The 20,902-nt window shown below is 40.2% G+C and carries 20 protein-coding genes; 13 read left to right on the forward strand and 7 right to left on the reverse strand.

The features are described from left to right. On the reverse strand, window positions 1–429 hold the full coding sequence (locus RCC89_18115) for an IPExxxVDY family protein (GenBank protein WMJ75064.1): 429 nt from the start codon (window positions 427–429) through the stop codon (window positions 1–3). Between the two features lie 152 nt (window positions 430–581). Between RCC89_18115 and RCC89_18120 the strand changes: the two genes are divergently transcribed. From RCC89_18120 to RCC89_18145, 6 genes are all read left to right on the forward strand, one after another. After that, window positions 582–818 (forward strand): acyl carrier protein, encoded by a 237-nt coding sequence (locus RCC89_18120; GenBank protein ID WMJ75065.1) that lies wholly within the window; start codon window positions 582–584, stop codon window positions 816–818. 40 nt (window positions 819–858) lie between these two features. Then, a complete protein-coding gene (fabF, locus tag RCC89_18125; protein WMJ75066.1) occupies window positions 859–2,112 on the forward strand; it encodes a beta-ketoacyl-ACP synthase II in 1,254 nt (417 codons plus the stop codon). After that, window positions 2,112–2,849 (forward strand): ribonuclease III, encoded by a 738-nt coding sequence (gene rnc / locus RCC89_18130; GenBank protein ID WMJ75067.1) that lies wholly within the window; start codon window positions 2,112–2,114, stop codon window positions 2,847–2,849. Before fabF ends, rnc begins: the two co-directional genes overlap by 1 nt. A 320-nt stretch (window positions 2,850–3,169) precedes the next feature. Further along, window positions 3,170–3,487, forward strand: coding sequence for a transposase (locus RCC89_18135; GenBank protein WMJ75068.1), 318 nt, complete (start codon window positions 3,170–3,172; stop codon window positions 3,485–3,487). Further along, window positions 3,487–4,341, forward strand: a complete 855-nt coding sequence (locus RCC89_18140) for an IS3 family transposase (GenBank protein ID WMJ75069.1) — start codon at window positions 3,487–3,489, stop codon at window positions 4,339–4,341. The genes RCC89_18135 and RCC89_18140 overlap by 1 nt, the downstream gene beginning before the upstream one ends. A gap of 184 nt (window positions 4,342–4,525) precedes the next feature. After that, the gene (locus RCC89_18145; protein ID WMJ75070.1) at window positions 4,526–6,340 is read left to right on the forward strand and encodes a gliding motility-associated C-terminal domain-containing protein; all 1,815 of its coding nucleotides are present in this window, start codon (window positions 4,526–4,528) and stop codon (window positions 6,338–6,340) included. A gap of 140 nt (window positions 6,341–6,480) precedes the next feature. Here the strand turns inward: RCC89_18145 and RCC89_18150 are convergent, their stop codons facing one another. The 3 genes from RCC89_18150 to RCC89_18160 form a co-directional block, all read right to left on the reverse strand. Continuing rightward, the gene (locus tag RCC89_18150) at window positions 6,481–7,338 is read right to left on the reverse strand and encodes a universal stress protein (GenBank protein ID WMJ75071.1); all 858 of its coding nucleotides are present in this window, start codon (window positions 7,336–7,338) and stop codon (window positions 6,481–6,483) included. A gap of 29 nt (window positions 7,339–7,367) precedes the next feature. Further along, window positions 7,368–8,195 carry a universal stress protein gene (locus tag RCC89_18155; GenBank protein WMJ75072.1) on the reverse strand — a complete coding sequence of 276 codons (828 nt, stop codon included), beginning with the start codon at window positions 8,193–8,195 and terminating at the stop codon, window positions 7,368–7,370. A gap of 61 nt (window positions 8,196–8,256) precedes the next feature. Then, the gene (locus RCC89_18160) at window positions 8,257–9,102 is read right to left on the reverse strand and encodes a universal stress protein (GenBank protein WMJ75073.1); all 846 of its coding nucleotides are present in this window, start codon (window positions 9,100–9,102) and stop codon (window positions 8,257–8,259) included. 178 nt (window positions 9,103–9,280) lie between these two features. Here RCC89_18160 and RCC89_18165 point away from each other — a divergent pair, with 178 nt between their 5' ends. Then, on the forward strand, window positions 9,281–10,192 hold the full coding sequence (locus RCC89_18165) for an ROK family protein (GenBank protein ID WMJ75074.1): 912 nt from the start codon (window positions 9,281–9,283) through the stop codon (window positions 10,190–10,192). A gap of 110 nt (window positions 10,193–10,302) precedes the next feature. Here the strand turns inward: RCC89_18165 and RCC89_18170 are convergent, their stop codons facing one another. Continuing rightward, the gene (locus RCC89_18170; GenBank protein WMJ75075.1) at window positions 10,303–11,520 is read right to left on the reverse strand and encodes a T9SS type A sorting domain-containing protein; all 1,218 of its coding nucleotides are present in this window, start codon (window positions 11,518–11,520) and stop codon (window positions 10,303–10,305) included. Between the two features lie 314 nt (window positions 11,521–11,834). Between RCC89_18170 and RCC89_18175 the strand changes: the two genes are divergently transcribed. From RCC89_18175 to RCC89_18190, 4 genes are all read left to right on the forward strand, one after another. After that, window positions 11,835–12,206, forward strand: coding sequence for a DUF983 domain-containing protein (locus tag RCC89_18175; GenBank protein ID WMJ75670.1), 372 nt, complete (start codon window positions 11,835–11,837; stop codon window positions 12,204–12,206). 172 nt (window positions 12,207–12,378) lie between these two features. After that, window positions 12,379–12,696: a transposase gene (locus tag RCC89_18180; protein ID WMJ75076.1), complete on the forward strand. Its 318-nt coding sequence runs from the start codon at window positions 12,379–12,381 to the stop codon at window positions 12,694–12,696. A gap of 11 nt (window positions 12,697–12,707) precedes the next feature. Further along, window positions 12,708–13,793, forward strand: a complete 1,086-nt coding sequence (locus tag RCC89_18185; GenBank protein WMJ75671.1) for an IS3 family transposase — start codon at window positions 12,708–12,710, stop codon at window positions 13,791–13,793. Between the two features lie 137 nt (window positions 13,794–13,930). After that, window positions 13,931–14,767, forward strand: a complete 837-nt coding sequence (locus RCC89_18190) for a universal stress protein (GenBank protein ID WMJ75077.1) — start codon at window positions 13,931–13,933, stop codon at window positions 14,765–14,767. A 224-nt stretch (window positions 14,768–14,991) separates the two neighbouring features. On the opposite strand, the gene RCC89_18195 is transcribed toward RCC89_18190, so the two are convergent. Next, window positions 14,992–16,356 (reverse strand): MBL fold metallo-hydrolase, encoded by a 1,365-nt coding sequence (locus tag RCC89_18195; protein ID WMJ75078.1) that lies wholly within the window; start codon window positions 16,354–16,356, stop codon window positions 14,992–14,994. Window positions 16,357–16,426: 70 nt separating this feature from the next. On the opposite strand from RCC89_18195, the gene RCC89_18200 reads away from it, so the two are divergent. Together RCC89_18200 and RCC89_18205 are read left to right on the forward strand one after the other, a co-directional pair. Beyond that, window positions 16,427–17,308 (forward strand): cation diffusion facilitator family transporter, encoded by an 882-nt coding sequence (locus RCC89_18200; protein ID WMJ75079.1) that lies wholly within the window; start codon window positions 16,427–16,429, stop codon window positions 17,306–17,308. Next, window positions 17,309–18,361 carry a porin gene (locus RCC89_18205; protein ID WMJ75080.1) on the forward strand — a complete coding sequence of 351 codons (1,053 nt, stop codon included), beginning with the start codon at window positions 17,309–17,311 and terminating at the stop codon, window positions 18,359–18,361. Between the two features lie 63 nt (window positions 18,362–18,424). On the opposite strand, the gene ppsA is transcribed toward RCC89_18205, so the two are convergent. Further along, window positions 18,425–20,866 carry a phosphoenolpyruvate synthase gene (ppsA, locus tag RCC89_18210; protein WMJ75081.1) on the reverse strand — a complete coding sequence of 814 codons (2,442 nt, stop codon included), beginning with the start codon at window positions 20,864–20,866 and terminating at the stop codon, window positions 18,425–18,427. Between the last annotated feature and the right edge of the window lie 36 nt (window positions 20,867–20,902).

Raw genomic sequence — 20,902 nt, forward strand, 5'->3', positions numbered from 1 at the left:
TTAAAATATTAAATTTTCTCTGGATTTAAGGTTACTCGTATTTAGTTTTTGGATATATTGAATAATGGGAATTTCTCTGAGTTTGCTGACAGTTTCATCTGCATCCCACATATCCCCTTCTCCACTTAGGTGTATAAAATAGTCATATTCTTTAAGTTCTGGAATAAGGTAAGGCTTTGCCACATTAGAGTGCTCCACCGATTTATTTTTAAGAAGTCTAAGACAACTGTACTCACTTTCCGAAAGGAAACACGAAATTACGATTTTACCTTCTTTTAAAAATTCTAAATTAATATCCTCGTCTCTCTTCAAAGAAATATCCAGGCATCTATTAATATGCAATGCCAGCTTATAATCTTTGACAGGAGAAATAATTCCGAGTATTTCAAAGTCAAATTCATATTCGACAGATAATTTTACAGGCTTCATCCGCAGTCCCGAATATTGAAGCGTAAATATAAGATGAAAATATTGGGAATGAAAAATAAATAGGGTTTTGATAAACTAATGACAAATTTTGTTTGACAATCAAAACTTTTTAACATTTCTTTGCACTCGTGTTTTACTAAACAATTAGAAAAATGTCAGAAATTGCACAAAAAGTAAAGAGTATTATCATTGACAAACTTGGAGTTGAAGAGTCAGAGGTTACTCCAGATGCAAGCTTCACTAATGATCTTGGGGCTGACTCACTTGATACTGTTGAACTAATCATGGAGTTTGAAAAGGAGTTCAACATCTCAATTCCAGATGAGCAGGCTGAAAACATTTCGACTGTAGGCCAGGCTATTGCTTACCTAGAGTCAAACGTAAAATAACATTAATACTACACTAATTCTCTCCTCTTAAAATTCTCTTATGGAGTTAAAAAGAGTTGTTGTAACAGGACTAGGCGCACTTACACCACTTGGCAATTCGGTTCAGGACTACTGGAACGGGCTATCCAATGGGGTAAGTGGCGCTGCTCCTATTACGAAATTCGATGCATCAAAATCAAAAACCAAATTTGCCTGCGAGGTAAAAAACCTGAATGTCGAAGACTATATTGAGAGAAAAGATGCCCGTAAAATGGATCCTTTTTCCCAATATGCAGTAATTGCCTCTTCGCAAGCGGTAACTGATTCAAACTTAGAGCTAGACAAGGTAAACCTTGACCGTATAGGCGTAATCTGGGGATCTGGTATAGGTGGCCTGAAAACATTTCAAGATGAAGTAATGAGCTTTGCCAAAGGAGACGGTACTCCTAGGTTTAACCCTTTCTTTATCCCAAAAATGATTGCAGACATTAGTGCAGGACACATATCTATGAGATATGGGTTCAGAGGGCCTAACTTTGTTACAGTATCGGCCTGTGCTTCTTCTACCAATGCTATCATAGACGCTTTTAACTATATCAGGTTAAATAAAGCAGATGTAATGGTAACTGGTGGCTCAGAAGCGGCTGTAACTGAATCAGGGATAGGTGGCTTTAACGCACTAAAAGCTTTATCGGAAAGAAATGATTCCCCGCAAACAGCATCCAGACCTTTTGACAAAGACCGTGATGGCTTTGTACTTGGAGAAGGAGCTGGCGCTTTAGTGCTGGAAGAATATGAGCATGCCAAAGCACGTGGGGCAAGGATTTATGCTGAAATGATTGGCGGAGGTCTCTCTGCAGACGCCCACCACCTGACAGCACCTCACCCTGAAGGTCTTGGAGCTAAACTTGTAATGACCAATGCTTTGCAAGACGCCAATATCAAACCCGAAGATGTGGATTATATCAATGTTCATGGAACATCTACTCCACTGGGAGATATAAGTGAGATTACTGCGATACAAAGCGTTTTTGGAGAACATGCCTTTAAACTAAATGTAAGTTCCACTAAATCTATGACCGGTCACCTATTGGGTGCGGCTGGTGCTATAGAAGGAATTGCTTCTGTATTGTCTATATATAATGACTTGGTGCCTCCTACTATCAACCACTTTACTGATGACGAGCGCTTTGACAACAGGTTAAACTTAACCTTTAACAAGGCTCAAAAACGTACAGTAAATGTTGCTCTAAGCAATACTTTTGGTTTCGGAGGACATAACAGTTCTATTATTTTCAGAAAAAAACCTGATTAATGGCGCTTCTTAAAAGGCTCTTATATTATTTAAGGCCTGAAAAGGACCGAAGGCTGATCAGTACATTAAGGCATATAACCGGAATGTATCCTGGAAACCTTGAGGTTTATAAGCTTGCTATTAAACATACGTCTGCTTCTCAAGAAGAAGAGTCGGGCAGAAAACTTTCTAACGAAAGACTTGAATACCTCGGCGATGCCATACTAGGTGCGGTCATCGCCGAGTTTCTCTTTAAAAAATACCCCTTCAAAAACGAAGGCTTCCTCACTGAAATACGTTCCCGAATCGTTAACCGGGAGTCTCTAAATAACCTTTGTAGAAAGATTGGTCTCGCACATATCATTGAATATAGTGCCAGAAAAGGTATTAACTCCCACAAATCAATGTATGGTGACGCACTGGAAGCCTTGGTGGGTGCTGTATATTTAGACAAAGGTTTTGAAAGTAGCAGGACATTTATCCTTCAAAAACTGCTCAACCCTCATTTTGACCTTGATGAGTTAATTGAGAATAACACCAACTTTAAAAGTATGCTCATAGAGTGGGCGCAGAAATATAACCGAAATATCAAATTCGTGATTTCTAAAGAGGTAGGCAGTTACCACCACAGGGAGTTTACTGCAGAAGTCATTTTAGATGAAGAAGTGATAAGTAACGGCATCGGGCTCAGTAAGAAAAAAGCAGAGCAGGCCGCAGCAGAAAAAGCTTGCAAGAAACTGGCGATTGTGGAAGCTTAGGGGTTGATAACAGTGATTTTTTAGGGTAACCCTTTCTTAGCTTCAGACATGTCTCATTGTTATTTTCATCTATAGATCAACTCGGCCGAACACGAACATCAACTTTCATGCTCCACCTCAATAACTTCAGCATCCAAGCTCATTTCTAACCTTCATTGCTCAAATCCTGCTCTTATCCCATACTATATAAGTTAAAGAGGGCGTTATCTTTAAGCCTTCTTTAACTTTTTACTTTATGGAGCACAAACTTTTTTTAACTGTTTGGAATGTATATATTTGATAGGACAGTAAGTTAAGCTCTTTTTCTTAAATTTGGAACGATGAGTAAAAGAGAAAGAAGGTCATATGACCACGAATTTAAAACAATGGCTGTAGAGCTGCATTTAAGCGGGAAGACCAGTACCGCTGTTGGGAAAGAATTAGGCATTGGTCCTGATTTAGTAAGGAGATGGTCACGTGAAATGAAGACGAATGGCGCTGCCAGTTTTCCAGGAAATGGGAAACAGAACCTTTCAGAAGAACAAAAAGAAATTCATGCCTTGAGGAAAGCCTTAAAGGAATCTGAGCTTGAAAGGGAAATCCTAAAAAAGGCGGTAAGCATCTTTTCCAGGGGAGACAGCAAATATACCAATTCATAATGGATCATAGAAAAGAGTATGCTGTTGAAAAGATGTGTAGGACATTTAATGTTGCCAGGAACAGCTTTTATGAGTGGAAGAAGGAGAAACAACTCAAACTGGCTCAACAAAGAGCGATATTGCTAAAGGAAATCAAAACAGTGCATGAGTTAAGCAATGGTACCTATGGAAGTCCTAGAATTACATTAGATCTTAGAAAAAAGGGTTTTGCAGTATCCAGGCCAAGGGTTGCCAGGATCATGAAAGACCACGGAATCAGGAGTGTTGTAAGTAAAAAATTTAAAGTCTGCACAACTGATTCAAACCATGGATTTAGCATCAGTCCTAACGTTCTTGATAGATCTTTTAAACCTGAAAGCCCTTCAAAATCATGGGTATCAGACATAACTTATATCCGGACAAATGAGGCATGGTTATACCTGACCATGATTATGGACTTATATGATAGGAAAATAATAGGATGGTCTATGTCCACTTCGATGCATGCATATGAAACAGTAGTGCCTGCATGGAGGATGGCACTGATAAACAGACCTGTTTTTCAAGAGCTGGTTTTTCATTCAGACAGAGGCGTGCAGTATGCATGCAAAGAGTTCAGGGATGAGCTTGGTAAGCTAAATGTTACTCAGAGCATGAGCAGAAAAGGGAATTGCTGGGACAATGCAGTGGCTGAAAGCTTCTTCAAAACCCTGAAATCTGAAACTGGTTACCGGAAATATGAATCAATAAAGCAGGCAAAAAAGGGATTGTTTGAATACATTGAGATATGGTACAACAGGACCAGAAGACATTCCTCTCTTGGATATCTTTCTCCTGAAGAATTTTATAATATTCATAGAAAAAGTGCTGCGTAAAAGAAGCATAAACCTCGAAATCCTCCTATGATTTTTCTTCTAAATCATAGGAGGATTTGAGGAGCCCTGCGGCAGGCATTAATTAATCAAAAAAAGGGCTTAATTATTTGTACGGTTTTTTGTTGCAATTCCAGTTTTTATTTTACTTTTATTACCCCAACTTGCCCCGGCCCAGACCAACCTGGTGCCGAACCCCGGGTTTGAGCAATATGATTCAAGTGCATGTGTTCTGAGACCAACTTGTGCGTATTCTGAATTATTAGCAACCCCTTTAACTTACCATAGGGGAATTGGCACCCTATATTGGTACTCTTCAACTCTCAACCATGCCAGCTCAATAAACGAAGCAAACATTACTGGTTACCACCTTTTTACGGAAGTACTCTACCCAAGATCAGGCCATGCTTTTATCATACTAACAACCTATGGCAACACTTCTTTTGACGGAGAACGATATGAAAGCAGAAGCTATGCTCAGGTAAAATTAAAGGAACAGCTAAAAGCTGGCTGTACCTATGAAGTCACCTATTATGTCAGGGCCTACGGGAGCCATTCTCTGACCAGATTTTCAAGACAAAGCATGGTCTCAGACGGGGTAAGTGCCTACTTCTCTACAGACAGTGTTTTGGTGGAAACAAGGGGGCCGCTGACGCAGTTCACCCCACAAATAGCCCCCACCGATGGCGTGATCATTGACGATACCATACACTATACCAAAGTTTCAGGCACCTTTGTGGCCGAGGGGGGGGAGCAGTTCCTGCTCCTGGGAAACTTTAAAGACAACGCTAACACTCCGAACAGATATTTAAAAGACACTCCCCCTACAGATAGGAGTCATTCTGCCCAATATCTGGTAGACGATGTCTCTGTAACACCTGTCCCCCCGGAAGGCATGGCACTCAACATTGGCAATGACACTACTATATGTGACACCACAGATATAAGCCTGCCCTTGGCCGCACCGGAAGGGTTTCAAAGCTACCTTTGGTCTACCGGAGACACAACGTCTTCTATAGAAGCACGGACGCCCGGCACTTACTGGATCAAAGCAGACTATGGGTGCGGCACCCTCTATGACACCATCAATATCGGTACCGTTCCGCCCCCTCCGCCACATAAAAGCTTTACCGATACGACACTGTGCCATGAAAGCGGATTCCCGTTTACAATTTCCGCCCCGGAAGGATATACCTCATACACATGGGGTACAGGAAACCAGTCCCAAAGCTTGGAGATACGAAAACCCGGTACTTATTCAATACTTGCAGAACATATATGCGGGCTATACAGTGATACGGTCAACATTAAGGCTTACACCAGGCCTGAAACATTGGTCCAAAACAACACCGATACCGTTATATGCGAGAACCGGCAAACGCACATAACCGCTATCGAAGGCTATGACCATTATACATGGAGCACGGAAGACTCCTCACAAAGCATACAAGTATCGGAACCCGGCACCTATTCCCTGCATGCCGTTTCACCAGAAGGGTGTGTATTGAAAGATTCTGTAACCCTCGTCCTGTACAGGCCACCTAACCTCCCCCTGCTACCGGAAGACACTCTGGCCTGTAAGGAACTGCCCCTGGAAATCGTTGCCACAGAGCAGCCGTCATATTACAGTTATCAATGGAACGGCGCTTTGGGAGAAAGCACACTACAGGCAACGGAAGAAGGAAGCTATAAGCTGACGGTATCAAACCAATGCTTTTCGGCAACTGACAGCATCAATGTAAAGTTTACCAAATGCACGCCAATTATACCAAACCTGGTGACCCCAAACAACGATGGGCACAATGACTTATTCCAGATTGTCTCTGAAATCGACAGGCAGTATGAGCTAAGACTGTACAACAGGTGGGGCAAACTGGTGTTCATGGAAGAAAACACCAACAACTGGGACTTGAACAGCTTAAACGAAGGTGTCTACTACTATGCCATATATGACCACCTTCTAAATGATACCTACAAAGGCTACTTGCACTTGGTGAGGTGAGAAAATGAGGTTTAAAAGCTTAGGACATTGACAATAACACTCTGAACCTGAACAAAAAAAAGACTGCTCCCGGCATTCTGCACAGAAACAGCCTCCAAAACTAAAACTGTATTGACCTAAATTATGCGATAGATTTCAGGTTAAGCACCCACCTGCTCCTTTGTCTTGTGCAAAGCCAACACAGGGATACTTGCGTGATAAACCATTTCTCTGGTATGGCTACGACCAAACAGCCTATCAAAAGCAGATTTTTCATAAGAAGCCATGACCACTAAGTCGGCTCTTTTCCTTTCTGCAAATATAGAAATACCTTCAGAAACTTCTTTCCCTTCATTCAAATGAAAAGATATATTGTCATAAGAAGAACGGTTCAGGAGATTGTCCATAGCATATTCTACAACTTGCCCAATATCTTTTACATTATCAGACTCTTTTTGAATACTCAAGAAAGAAATATGTGCATTGAACAGTTCTGCCAACTTAATGGTAAATTCCACTGCTTGGTTCTCCACCCCTTCCAGGTCAGTAGCATATACAATTTCCTTCACAGGCTTATATACCGAATTTTCTGGTATAACTAGTACAGGCACTTTCACTTTATTGATTACCGCGGCAGAGACCGTTCCCAAAGTTTCCCTAAAGCCTTCAGCGCCTTTGGTGCCCATTACAATAATATCTGCACTTTCACTAATGGCTACATTGGGAATAATATCAGCAGCCAGCCCTTCCCTGATGATATAGTCAACTTTAATATTCCTTTCAGGATTTAGCCTGCTCAGCCTGCGAGAAGCTAACTCAAGCTCATTCCTTACATTCAATATACCTTCTTCATGATTGCTGGCCCAAGCTTTCTTTTCTGACTCTGTTTCGGTATAAGGCAAAGGATAGGCAAAGCAGAGTACAATATCCGCACCTGCAGAAGATGCAAGCTCATAAGCATAAGCAACAGCATTTTCAGAGCATTCGCTAAAGTCTATAGGGCATAAAATCTTTTTCATATTTTTAACATTTTCTTTCTGTGAAACAATTAGCCATGGAGCACCAAAAGAGGGACATTGGCTTTATAAATCATTTTTCGGGTAAGGCTCCTATGAAACAACTGATCAAAAAATCCTCTTTCATACCTCACCATAACCAAAAGATCAGGGCTTTGGGCATCAATAATTAGCTTTAACCCTTCTTCTGGATCTTTATAGTGAAACTCTTCAAACCTGATTTTGTCATAGCCTATATTGCCCAGGATTTCATCCTGAACATGGTACAAACTATTCTTTTGCTCATCATGCTTCATTTCACCGATGTGAACAAACACAATTTCAGATTTAAATAAGGCCGCAAGTTTTCCTAAAAACTTAAAGCACTTGTAGTCATACTTTCCCAAATCGGTAGCGCACACGATCTTCTTAAGCCCTTTGTAAGTAGCCGTTGGCGGGACAATCAACACAGGCTTATCGCTATCGGACACTACACCGGCAGTGGTACTTCCAAACACTTTAGTCAAACCACCAGCACTTGCGGCTCCCATAACAATCAGGTCACTTTCATGCTCTTCGGACAATTTTAGCACTGCCTCGACAGCAGGAGAGCTGTCTGTAAAAACCTGACATTCCCTGACATTATTAGCTCCACTTTGAATTTTATCGCATATACCTTGCAGTCGTAGTTCACTTGCTTTTTCCTCAGCCTCTACCACCTGTTCATATTTATATACAGGGGCATAAGGATCTATTAACGGAATGGCATAAGCGTGATAAAGCCCAAGCGTAGCACCGCTCACATGAGCTACCCCAGCTGCAAAAGCAGATGCAGCATTTGAAGCTGGGGAAAAGTCTGCACAATACAAGATATTCTTCATGTTTCTTAGCGAATTGGCCTTATATTTATTTACCTTAAAACTGTCACCTTGTTTTAGCTTATTAGCTTAAAAGGTGTGTTAATATCGGCTTGCCAGAATATTTAACCATATCCTCACTTATACTGCCTTGGAACATGTGATAAATACCTTTTCTACCATGTGTAGACATTGCTATTAAGTCTGCTTTCACCTGGTAAGCATAGTCCATAATACCATTCTCCACACTATACTCATTGATCACATTAAGTGTACAGTTATCTAGTTTGTAAAGCCTGCATATTTCTTTAAGAGAAACCATTGCTTCTTCGGTAGAATGAAACTCAGAAGGCGTATTTACATACAGTAAGTGTAGCTTAAAGTTCATAATTTTCTGCAACTCCCTTACGCTAACTATAAGTTCGCTAGAGTAGTCATCTAAAGCAGTAGCTAAAACAACATTCTGAAGTGCAAAATTTTCGGTTTTATCCTTAACCGCCAATACTAAGCATCTAGCAAGCCTTACCACTTTTTCCGTATTGGATCCAACCAGTAGCCCTTTAAGGCCACCCTGACCTTTAGTACCCATCACGATCATATCGATTTCCTTTTCTGTAATGATCTCGGAAATGTGATTGAAAACACTTCCCACCTTCACATCAAAAGCTACCGAAATGTCTTTATAGCCTTTTTTCTCAATAAGCTTCTTCATGTCTTTGTGGGCTTTTTCAATAAGCTTAATAATAAAGACCTTATTCATCCCATCTTCTTTCATGTAATTTCCGCCAGGAGAGAATTTCTCTTCAAAAATTCCTTCCACAATGTGCAACAATTCGATTTTTGCACCGGTTTGTTTAGCGATTACATAAGCAACATCAAGTGCATTATTGGCTTCTTTCGAAAAATCTGTAGGAACAAGAATAGTTTTCATAACAATTAAAATTAATTTAGTTTTGGATTCTTTTTATTCTTCGGGCTATATTGCCTTTGGATTGAAACAAAGGTCTACAAAAGACTTCAGGAAGAGAATTACTTAAGTCAGTAAGGCTCATGATTATAATCACTATTTATGAATCTTTTTTATAAATTACAATCAAAAAACTATTAAAATGATACTAGGCATAGACATCGGAGGAACTTATATTAAAACAGGTTTGGTAAACGAGCAGGGCGAGATAAGTGCTTCAAAAAAAATCCCTACACCAGAGGTTACGGCTGATAATAAATTTACTGAAAACCTACTGAAAGTGATCAAAGACTTTCAACAAGAAACTCCTGGCATAAGAGGTGTAGGTATTGGTTTCCCTGGCCTGCTTGACCAAGCTAAAGAAAAAGTACTTTTCCTTCCCAATATTCCAAACATTGGAGAAGTTTCAGTTGTCCCTTATTTAACAAAGGAACTGAACCTTCCTGTCAGAATTGAAAATGATGCCAACTGTGCTGCACTTGGAGAATATATTTATGGCACAGGCAAAGAAAACATGCTTTTGATGACTTTAGGGACAGGTATTGGTAGCGGGGCTGTTATCAATGGAAAACTATTTACCGGCGGAAGAGGCAATGGAATGGAAGCTGGTCATATTGTAGGTCCTGGGGGGAAAACTATAGAAGAGCATATCGGCACAAAGGGGATCATTTCCAATTGCTATGCACAAATACAGGCAGCTCAAGGCAAGTCATCTTTGGCTGGAAAAGAAATTACCCCTAAAATGATCTATGACGCCGCGCTTGAAAAAGACGATGTGGCACTTCATGTGCTAAAAAACATTGGACATGTATTGGGTGAAGCTATCGTAACTATCGTAAGAATACTTGATGTAGATCAAATTTTAATTGGCGGCGGCATTGCGGCAGCAAGTGAATTTATCGTCCCTGAAGCAAAAGAAGTATTAAAGACCTACCTTCCTCCTTATTATACCGACTCGCTGATTATAGAGCATGCAAGCCTTAAAAATGAAGCTGGCGTTCTCGGTGCTGCGGCACTAATAGCAGATGTTTTAGGTGATAAGCCAGGCAAATAGTCCAGTTTCCTTATAATATTAATACAACCCAGATTCTGAATAGAAAAAAACTTCTATAATAGAATCTGGGTTTATAGCTATCTCTTATTTTCTTAAACAGAAGGGTTGCCTTAATCAACAATAATTACTTTCTTCATTTCCGAAGATTTCCCTTCGCCCATGATACGGAAGAAATACATACCTGGTTTAAAACCTCCAGTAGCCACACTTGCTTCTCCATTTTCTAATACAGATTTATAAACAGGCTGCAATACACTATTGTATAAAACAAGCTCTCCTGCGCTGACATCTTCCGATTTTATATTCAGTATGCCCGAAGCTGGATTATTGTAGCTAATTGCACCGACTAAAGCTGGCACAGACACAGAAGTAGGCACTCCACAATTCCCATGAACTATTAAAGTAGGAAAATCAGATATTTCTAAACCTTTTGCGGTAAACTCCTGTGTCTCGATATTGATCACATGGAAAACCTCAGAAGGGCTCTCCCAGCCACCTATAACTAAATTTTTAGAATGAAAGTTGAAAGAAGCACCTATTTCATTCACAAACAATCCGTCAGGCGTTAACCTAAAATCCTCCTCAAATGTCAAATCACCTTTATCGATTTTGTGAAATACAAACTGAAAAGGATCGCTTTCCAATCCCTGCAACAAGAAAACATCACCAGTTTTATCATCGGCAAAAATAGCTTCAATAATTTCCTTGTCTGTTTTTACTGTAACACTAGATGCATCATCAGGATTGATTACATACAAAGCCTGCTCATCCTCGTCATTCATTCCTACAAGGTAAATTCTATTAGAATGTCTGTCATAAGCACCTGCTGGTAACTCTCCATACCCCATTGGTTCTTCTAAATCAGCGATAGCTCCAATCAATCTCGTATTACCATTTTCTGGATTGATCTCCACTAACTGCGTCTCTTCCTGATCAAAATTCATAATAATCCCATACAGCACATCATTAAGGTTGTCCATAAAAAGGCCTACTATATTAACTTCATCATCCTCTTCATTTTCATAAAGAGGGTGTAAGTCATAACTCCCATCATCAGTGTTAATTACAACTATATATTCTTCATAAGCACCCAAAATAATGGTTTGGTTGGCTTCTCGAAAAGCACTCACACCTAACTGTTCATCTAAGTCTTCATGATCTACTACGCCAATTTCCTTTACGACAAACATATCAGTCTCATCAAATTCTTTTAAATAATACCCGTCTCCAGCATCATTTTCAACAAAGCCATAAAATGTGCATTGCGCATAAAGGCTATTGGCCATTAGAAGGGCAAAAGCAAAAAAAACCGAGTAAATTCTTTTCATAAAAATAAATTTAACATTAAACAACATTTTAACAATCTACAAATATACCCACCTGATCGACAACAAAAAGAATTTACTTCAATAAAAGTCAATTCAAAATATCCGATCTATGCTAAAGCATAGCAGCGCTATGGCTAAGACACAAATGTGAGCGATGCTACTGATTTTAAATTACTTTGCTACGCAAGAAAGCTCTATCGCCTCTTTCAAGTTAAAATTTCACGGACACCTACATCAATATGAATTAACATATTTGTAAATTCGTTACTAAAACAGGAAAAATAGAATACGACATGCTAAAATCCATACTCCAGATGAAATGTCCCCGTTGTCATAAAGGAGCGCTTTTTGTCACTAAAAACCCCTTTAATTTTAAAAAATTGGACAGTATGCCTCAAAAGTGTGGCTGTTGTGGTCAGCGTACAGAACCAGAACCAGGTTTTTACTATGGGGCCATGTACGTTAGCTATGCGTTGGGCACAGCATTGTTTTTAACACTGTTTTTTAGCATGATCTTGTTTTTCGAAGTCCCAGACCTTGTATTTTTGGGTACTTATATATTTCTAATGCTTACACTATGGGGGGCAATATTCAAATACGCAAGAGTTATTTATATATATATATTTGTCCGTTTCGACCCTCAGGCAATAACCAAATATAAAGAAAAGCACCTTCTTGACACATAAAACTAAAGCGTCCTATAGCCCTTTTATACACTTGCAACCCTGACGTTAGAGCTAAAACACCAGTAGCACTCACATTTTACAGAAACATAAATAGGAGTTAAATCATTATACTTAGGTGTGATTAAGCCCCTTAAAAGATCGGACACAATTATAGTTTAAAATTAGTAATTTTATGTCCGTGAAAAAGAGAACATTTACCAAAGAAGAAAAAGTCAAGATCCTCAAAGAAGCTGAAAGCAATGGCGTTCAGGTGACCCTTGACAAGTATGGAGTATATCCTGCCACATATTACAACTGGAAGAAAAAATTTGAAAGCATGGGCGATGCAGGTTTCCGGCACGGCATGACCCCGGAACATCTGAAGGAAATCAGAAGACTTGAAAAAGAGAATGACTATCTGAAGAAAATAATAGCTGAAAAGGAGCTGGAAGCCCGTTTAAAAGATGATCTGCTAAAAAAGAAGTATCCCTGTCCGAAAAAAAAGAATTAGCTGTAAAGTACATCGGCCAGGGATTAACAAGGGATAGAGTTCTTGAGATTCTACAACTTACAAGGCACCAGTTTTACTATATACCTAAGGCAGGACGCAGAGGCCGTAAGAAAAGCTCTGTGGTCTTCAGGCGTGTTGATGATGAACACACCGAGTGTACAAATGAGGATGTGGTGGCAGAAATTTCCAGAATACAATTAGATCCGGACACAGATTATGGCTATCGGAAAATGACAATACAGCTGATGCTGCTTGGCTTCGTGATCAACCATAAGAAGGTGTACAGGTTGATGAAAAAAGCTTTATTGCTTAAAGCCAGACAGAAAGCAACTGGAAAAACATATATCAAATATCGTATTGTTACACCCGAAGGCCCTCTGGAGGTTCTTGAAATGGATATTAAACAAGTCTGGATCACCAGAGAGCGGCGGTATGCCTACATTCTTACAATTATCGACACTTTTACCCGTGCGGTTCTGCACTGGTCTGTCGGGTTCAGTATGCGAAAAAGTCAGATAAAACAGGCTTGGGAAGCAGTGATAACCGAGCATTTACAAGCTGCTGACCAGCTATCAAAAGGTGTTCATGTGGAGTTAAGGAATGACAATGGACCTCAGTTCAGTGCTGCTGAAATAAGAGGTTTTTTTAAGGAGAATCATATAAATCAGGTGTTTACACATCCATATACACCTCAGGAAAACGGTCATGTGGAAAGCTTTCATAGCATATTGAAGCACGCGTTAGAAGGGCATACGTTCTGGTCCCTTGATGAATTAGAAGAACGCCTGAATGTGTTCTACTACAAGTACAACAACGTAAGGCTGCATTCTTCTATAGCATACCTCTGGCCAATGAAGTTCTGGGAGTTATGGAATGAAGGAAAAGTTATTCGTATTGAAAAAGCTAAAAAAAGAGTTAAATTTAAGCTATCAATACCATATCAGGAGATATCGGGTAATGGGAGCCGGAGGGAAGTTTCCTGCTCAAATACGAGCCCTCTCAATGAGGGCGAGAATTTGCAAAAAGAAGTGAATGGGCCCAACACTCCAAGTTACACGACATCGGTTCAAAGGTCACCGTCAGTCGTTTCCTGCTGATACAAAGATATGGTGGGTGGTAAGAGTAATACAAATTCAAAAATAAAATAGTCCGATTAATAGGGGGCTAAACCAAGGTGTCTTTGTCATAATATATTCTTAAACTGTATAGTATAATTACAAAAACTATAATTTTTATGAAACTCTCCAAAATACTTGTCCCAACAGATTTTTCTAAAAACTCCATCAATGCATTAGAATATGCTGTTAAGTTAGCCGAAAAACATAAGGCAGAAATCATGCTTTATCATGTATACCAAGCAGTACTGGTAAATACTGATCCAAAGCGGAATAAGGTATCTTTTGACATACAGGAAGATGAAAAAGTAGCCAAAAACAAACTACAAAAATTGGTTACACATATACAAAGTAAGTGTGATGCTATTAAATATACTTATAAAGTCGGAACAGGTCAGGCTATAGAAGCCGTAAAAAAAGTGGTAAAAGATGACGATATTGACATGGTCATTGCCGGAACCAGAGGTGCTGGAGCCGTAAACTCTGTATTGTTCGGGAGCTTTACTGCGGAACTTATAGAAAGTGCACCTTGTCCTGTTTTGGCCATACCTGAGCATGCTAGGTTAACAGGTTTTTCCTCAGCAATTTTTGCAACCGAGTTTAAAGCAAAAGACATAACCTCAATTACTATTCTTTCTAATTTGCTAGCTCCATTTGACAGTCATATAAGAGTTATACATGTAGCTGAAAAGCCAGAGAAATCAATGGAAAAAATGATGCAGTTCGAAAAAGACGTGAGAGAGCGGGCTAACAAAAAAGTTAAGTTTACCTTTGAGATTGTCCGAAAGGAGCATTTTTTAGACGGACTATTGGATCAAATGACCAATCTCCCTACTGACCTGTTGGCCATGAGCACTCGTAAACGTACTTTCATAGAGAAATTGTACGACAGAAGCATTACCAAAGTAGTAGCATATCAAAGCGAAGTACCGCTACTGGCAAGCCATGTTGACTAAAAAATTAATAGGGTTACCCGTTTAGGTATCTTATGTGTTATTAGCTTACCTAGGCTCGCTTAGTTACTTTTTGCCTCGCCAGCAGGGCCTTACTTTCTTTCTTAGACAAAAAAACTTATTACTTCCTAGAGACTTAAATAGGTAATCCTAAATATTAAATTCATAGCAAAACGATATTCAAACCTATCGTTTTGCTACTGAACCATCAGCTTCATAGAACCTTTCTAGATTTCATAATCCTTATTCATTTCTGCCACTTCACAATCTAAAGCATGTTTATTTATTATCATATCTCTCAATGCAAGAGCAGCTTTAGGCTCTCCATGGTTAAGAAGTATCTTTTGAGGGTGTTTCTCAAAAGCCCCGACCCAGTCTAACAATTCATCTTGTCCTGCATGCCCCGACAATCCCCCAATAGTCTTGATTTCAGCCTTAACAGGATAGTACTTTCCATGAATTTTTATTTCGCTCGCCCCTTCCAACAAATGTCGTCCTCTAGTACCTTCTGCCTGATACCCTGACAATAAAATAGTGTTATTAGGATTGTTAAGCCAAGCCTTTAAATACTCTAAGATTCTCCCTCCGGTAATCATGCCACTGCCAGCAATTACAATTTTGTTTTGTACACTATTAATAACCTTATAGGTAGTTTTGATGTCCCGCACAATGACTACTTTTTGCTTCATATCATTGATATCCTCATCCGATAGCCTGTGCCAAGTGCCATTGCGCCAAAAGACCTCCGTTACATCTGCCGCCATAGGGCTATCCAGAAATACTGGCACGTCAGGTATCTTATTCTGCTTCTTTAACCTGTTAATCCTCACCATAAGTTCTTGTGCGCGCTCTACTGTAAACCCGGGAATGGCAAGGCTTCCTTTCTTCCTCAAGGTGTCATTGATTATTTCAGACAAAATTTCGTCTGTACTAGCTTCAGGATGAGCCCTATCACCATAAGTAGACTCCATCACAAGCAGGTCTGCCTCCTTAGGGACCACTGATGGGTAGAGGTATAAAGGAGATTTGCGTCCTAGATCACCTGAAAAAACCAACTTCTTGCCCCCTACCTGCATTTCTATAAGTGCCGAACCGATAATGTGCCCACTATGCCTAAAACAAAACTTCACCTCTGGAAAAAGCTCTATCCACTCTCCTTCACGTTTCATTTCAAAGTGCCTCAGGGATTTTTCAACATCTCCCACTGTATATAAAGGAAGCGCAGGGTGATGTTTAGAAAAGCCCTCGTTATTGGCAAGCTCCGCTTCTTCCTCTTGAATTTTTCCTGAGTCAAGTAAAATAATAAAGGTCAAGTCTCGCGTGGGTTCTGTACAGTAAATTTTACCTTTAAACCCCTGTTTTACCAACAAAGGAAAGTATCCGGAATGGTCGAGGTGTGCATGAGTAAGCAGTACAGCATCAATTTCCTCAGGAGCAACCGGAAAAGGCTCCCTGTTCATCAGCCTTAGTTGTTTAAGTCCCTGAAACAAGCCGCAGTCAATAAGTATTTTATGCGACTTGTACTCCACAAGTGTTTTGGAACCGGTTACAGTACCCGCTCCTCCAGGGAAAGAGATCTTTATTTTATCCATGCCGGAAATTTAAAAATTTAATGGTCTATTACAATTATTGTACGTAGTTTTAAACCATAAATCCGAAAATATGGAAGAAAAAATACATCCATCGGACAAAGGGATTCAAACATCAGTTATTGGAATTGTTGCAGGTTTTTTTCTTGCTGTCATTAAAGGGGTAGCAGGTGTACTTGGCCACTCCCAAGCGTTAGTGGCTGATGCTGTAGAATCTGCCGCCGATGTTTTTACTTCCGTAATAGTGATCATTGGGCTGAAAGTTTCTGCCAAAGAGCCAGACGAAAATCACCCGTATGGCCATGGCAAAGCGGAACCAGTAGCCGGTATCGTAATATCCTTCTTCATGATAGGGGCTGCTATTTACATTTGTATTGAAAGCATCAGGCATATAATGACGCCCCATGAATTGCCCAGACCTTATACATTAGTGGTTCTTCTCGTAGTGGTCTTCATCAAGGAACTGCTTTACAGGTATGTCATCAAAATAGGTCATGAAACAGAAAGTAGCGCTGTGAAAGCTGATGCTTGGCACCACCGTAGCGATGCGATCACCTCTGCTGCTGCATTTATAGGAATAACCATAGCACTCATTGGTGGCGAAGGTTATGAAAGCGCAGACGATTGGGCTGCTTTGTTTGCCGCTGCCATTATCCTTTACAATGCATGGACGATCTTCACCCCCGCCTTTGCTGAGATTTTAGACACAGCCCCTCCACCAGAGCTGAATGAGCAAACAAAACAAATTGCCGCTCAAATCGAAGGCGTTGAAGGCTTGGATAAGTGCTTTGTGCGAAAAATGGGTTTTGAGTATTATATAGACTTACATGTTTTGGTAAATGGAGAAAAAAGTGTCAGGGAAGGCCATGACATAGCCCACAAAGTAAAAGATGTTTTAAAGCAAGAAAATCCCAGGATCCGGGATGTATTGGTACATATAGAACCTGCTGATTAAATGAAAAAACTTTTCGCCTTACTTATTTTTTTAGGAACAGTTAATCCCGCAATAGCCCAATTACCAGAAATAAACACCCAAATTTTTGCAGATATTTATTATGGGTATGATGCTGCACGTCCTGCTATACACGAACGTCCAGGTTTTATTTTTAACCACAAGCGTCATAATGAAGTCAACTTAAACTTGGGGCTAATAAAATTCTCAACAGAAAACGAGCATTACAGAGCCAATATAGGACTTATGGCCGGAAACTATGCCCAATATAACTTAGCACATGAACCTATCTTGCTAAGGCATGTTTTTGAAGCCAATGCAGGAGTAAAGCTTTACGACAATCTTTGGCTAGATGCAGGCATTCTACCATCCTACATGGGTTTTGAAAGTGCTATTTCCTCAGAAAATTTAACCCTTACAAGATCATTGGCAGCGGAAAACTCTCCATATTATATTTCAGGGGCTAGTCTTTCTTGGAAACCTGACACCTCCCTGACCCTAGCGGTATACCTTATGAACGGTTGGCAACGCATACAAAGAATACCAGGCAATCAACGCCCCCACTTCGGAACTCAAGTAACCTATTCTCCATCTGACAAGTTTACACTTAACTGGAGTACATTTTTAGGTTCTGACCATCCTGATGACTACGAAAGGTTACGGATCTTCAACAATTTTTATGGAATATGGTCTCCAACAAAGAAACTCTCGCTCATAGGCGGTTTAGACATCGGGCATGAAAAAATTTTAGATGAATACTTCCGATGGTTTACGCCTGTTGTCATTGGCCAATACAAACTTTCTCAAACGTTGGCTACCGCCATACGTGCAGAATATTTTCATGACCGTTCGAACATTATTATAGATAAGCCAGCCGGCGTCAATATGGTAGGTTTATCTATAAATATTGATTATCATATCTCAGAAACTGTTTTAGCAAGACTAGAAGGTCGGAACTTTTACAACACGGATCCAGTTTTTGCTTTCGAAGAAGACAGAAGAGACAACTATTTTATGGCTACGGCTTCCTTAGCCGTAAATATCAACAAGAAATAATAAAAGCCTGGATAAAGTCTAAAAGCTAGACCTTACACAGGCTTGGCGGTTTTTGTTCGGAATTTATAAACCAGTATTAAGCACTTTTATTTCAAGTTCATCAAGTTCTTCTACACCTTTTTGCACGGCATCTTCGGCAGCTTTAATATTAGAGATGCCTTTTAACAACGCATCTGAGTTGAAAGAAATGCTATCAATACCCTGGCGGACCAAAAACCTTGCAAATTCAGGGAAGTCACTAGGCGCCTGTCCGCACAGACCTATTTTCTTACCTGCATTCTTGGCGGCTCGAATGACCATAGAGATCATCTTCTTGGCAGCAAGGTCATTCTCATTGAACAACTCGCTGACTGTAGAAGAATCACGGTCAATTCCAAGCGTCAATTGGGTGAGGTCGTTGGAACCTATAGAGAACCCATCAAATATTTCAGCAAACTCCCTTGCCAAAAGCACATTAGAAGGAAGCTCTGCCATAACATACACCTCCAGGCCATTTTCCCCCTGACGCAAACCATAATGCTTCATGATATCAAGCACCTTTCTCCCCTCTTCTACCGTACGACAAAAAGGAACCATCAGCTTGACATTGTGCAATCCCATTTCATCCCTAACCTTTTTCATAGCCCTACATTCCAAGCCAAATCCTTCCTTATAGGCTTCACTGTAGTATCTTGAGGCACCCCTAAACCCTAGCATTGGATTTTCTTCTTTTGGCTCAAAATCAGATCCACCTATCAAATTGGCATACTCATTAGTCTTAAAGTCACTCATTCGCACGATAACCTCTTTAGGGTAAAAAGCTGCTGCTATAGTACCTACCGCACGTGCAAGGGTGTCCACAAAATACTCCTTCTTATCAGGATAATGATGTGTGATCTGCTCTATTTGCTCTTTGACAGATTCATCTTTAAGCTCATCAAACTTTACCAATGCCATTGGGTGCACCTGAATGGAATTATTGATAATAAACTCAAGCCTCATTAACCCTACACCATTGTTAGGGTAAGCGGCAAGCTTAAATGCTTTATCAGGATCACCGATAATAAACTTGACTTCTGTGTCAGGCATGTCAGACTTGTTGATTTCCGTAACATGCTCCTCAAAATCCAGCTTTCCTTCATAGATAATTCCATTGGTACCATCTTCACAACTAACCGTCACCCATTCTCCATCTTTAATATTATCAGTGGCTCCCGCAGCGCCTACCACCGCCAATGCACCCAGCTCTCTGGCTACAATAGCCGCATGACTGGTACGGCCACCTTTGTTGGTAACAATAGCCGAGGCCTTTTTCAGTATAGGGTCCCAGTCAGGGTTGGTAATTTCTGTTATCAATATTTCCCCTTTTTGCAATAAGTGCGCATCTTTCGGGGAGTCCAAGATTCTTGCAATGCCAGAAACGACTCTATTGCCTATACCTTTTCCCTTAGCTAACACTTTCCCTTCTTCCTTAAGCGAATATTCGCTGATTTTCAAAGTAGAGGTCACTTGGCTGTGCACAGTCTCAGGTCTTGCTTGGACAATGAAGATTTCTCCCGTCATACCATCTTTTGCCCACTCAATGTCCATAGGCTTTTGATAGTGTTCTTCTATAATGACAGACCACTTGGCAACAGTCAAAATTTCCTCATCAGAAAGTACATATTGCTCTGCTTTTTCAGCAGGTGTATCAATATTTGCCGTACTGTTACGTCCATCCTTGTCCGTAACATATATCATAGTGCGCTGTTTGGCACCTGGTTTTTTATTAATAATGGCATTATACCCCTCTTTAAGTGTTGGCTTGAACACGTAAAACTCATCTGGGTCAACAGCACCTTGGACTACGTTTTCGCCAAGCCCCCATGCCCCGGTGATCAAAACGGCATCCTTAAATCCAGACTCAGGATCAATAGTAAAGCACACACCTGCACTAGATAAGTCACTTCTTACCATTTTTTGTACACCTATAGAAAGGGCCACCTGTAAATGTTCAAATCCATGATGGTGTCTGTACTTGATAGCCCTGTTTGTAAAAAGTGAAGCATAGCACTTCAGGCAAGTTTCCAGCAATTGTTCTTCCCCAAAAATATTGAGATAAGACTCATGCTGACCAGCAAAGCTAGCGTGTGGCAAATCTTCGGCCGTAGCACTGCTTCTCACTGCCACTTGTATTTCACTGTCATACTTGTCACACAAACTTCTGTAAGCCTTGCGGATATCCTCGGCAATATCGTCAGGTATATCACACTTAAGAATTTCAGTCCTTATCCTTTCACCAATATCATTTAAGTTTGAAAACTCCTCAGTATCAAGTTCTGAAAGAATTGATTCAATTACAGGCTCTAAATTATTCTTTTCAAGAAAAATCCTCCAGGCATGGGCTGTCGTAGCAAACCCATCTGGGACATTAACCCCCTTGGAAGCCAAATTGCGGTACATCTCCCCTAGCGAGGAATTTTTCCCACCTGTATCAGCCAAATTATTAAGGTCTATGTCTTCAAACTTAAGGATATACGGTTTCATAATAAGCTAAAAATTTAAATGTGCACTTAGTATTCT

The organism is Cytophagaceae bacterium ABcell3 (assembly GCA_030913385.1).
Classification (GTDB): domain Bacteria; phylum Bacteroidota; class Bacteroidia; order Cytophagales; family Cytophagaceae; genus ABcell3.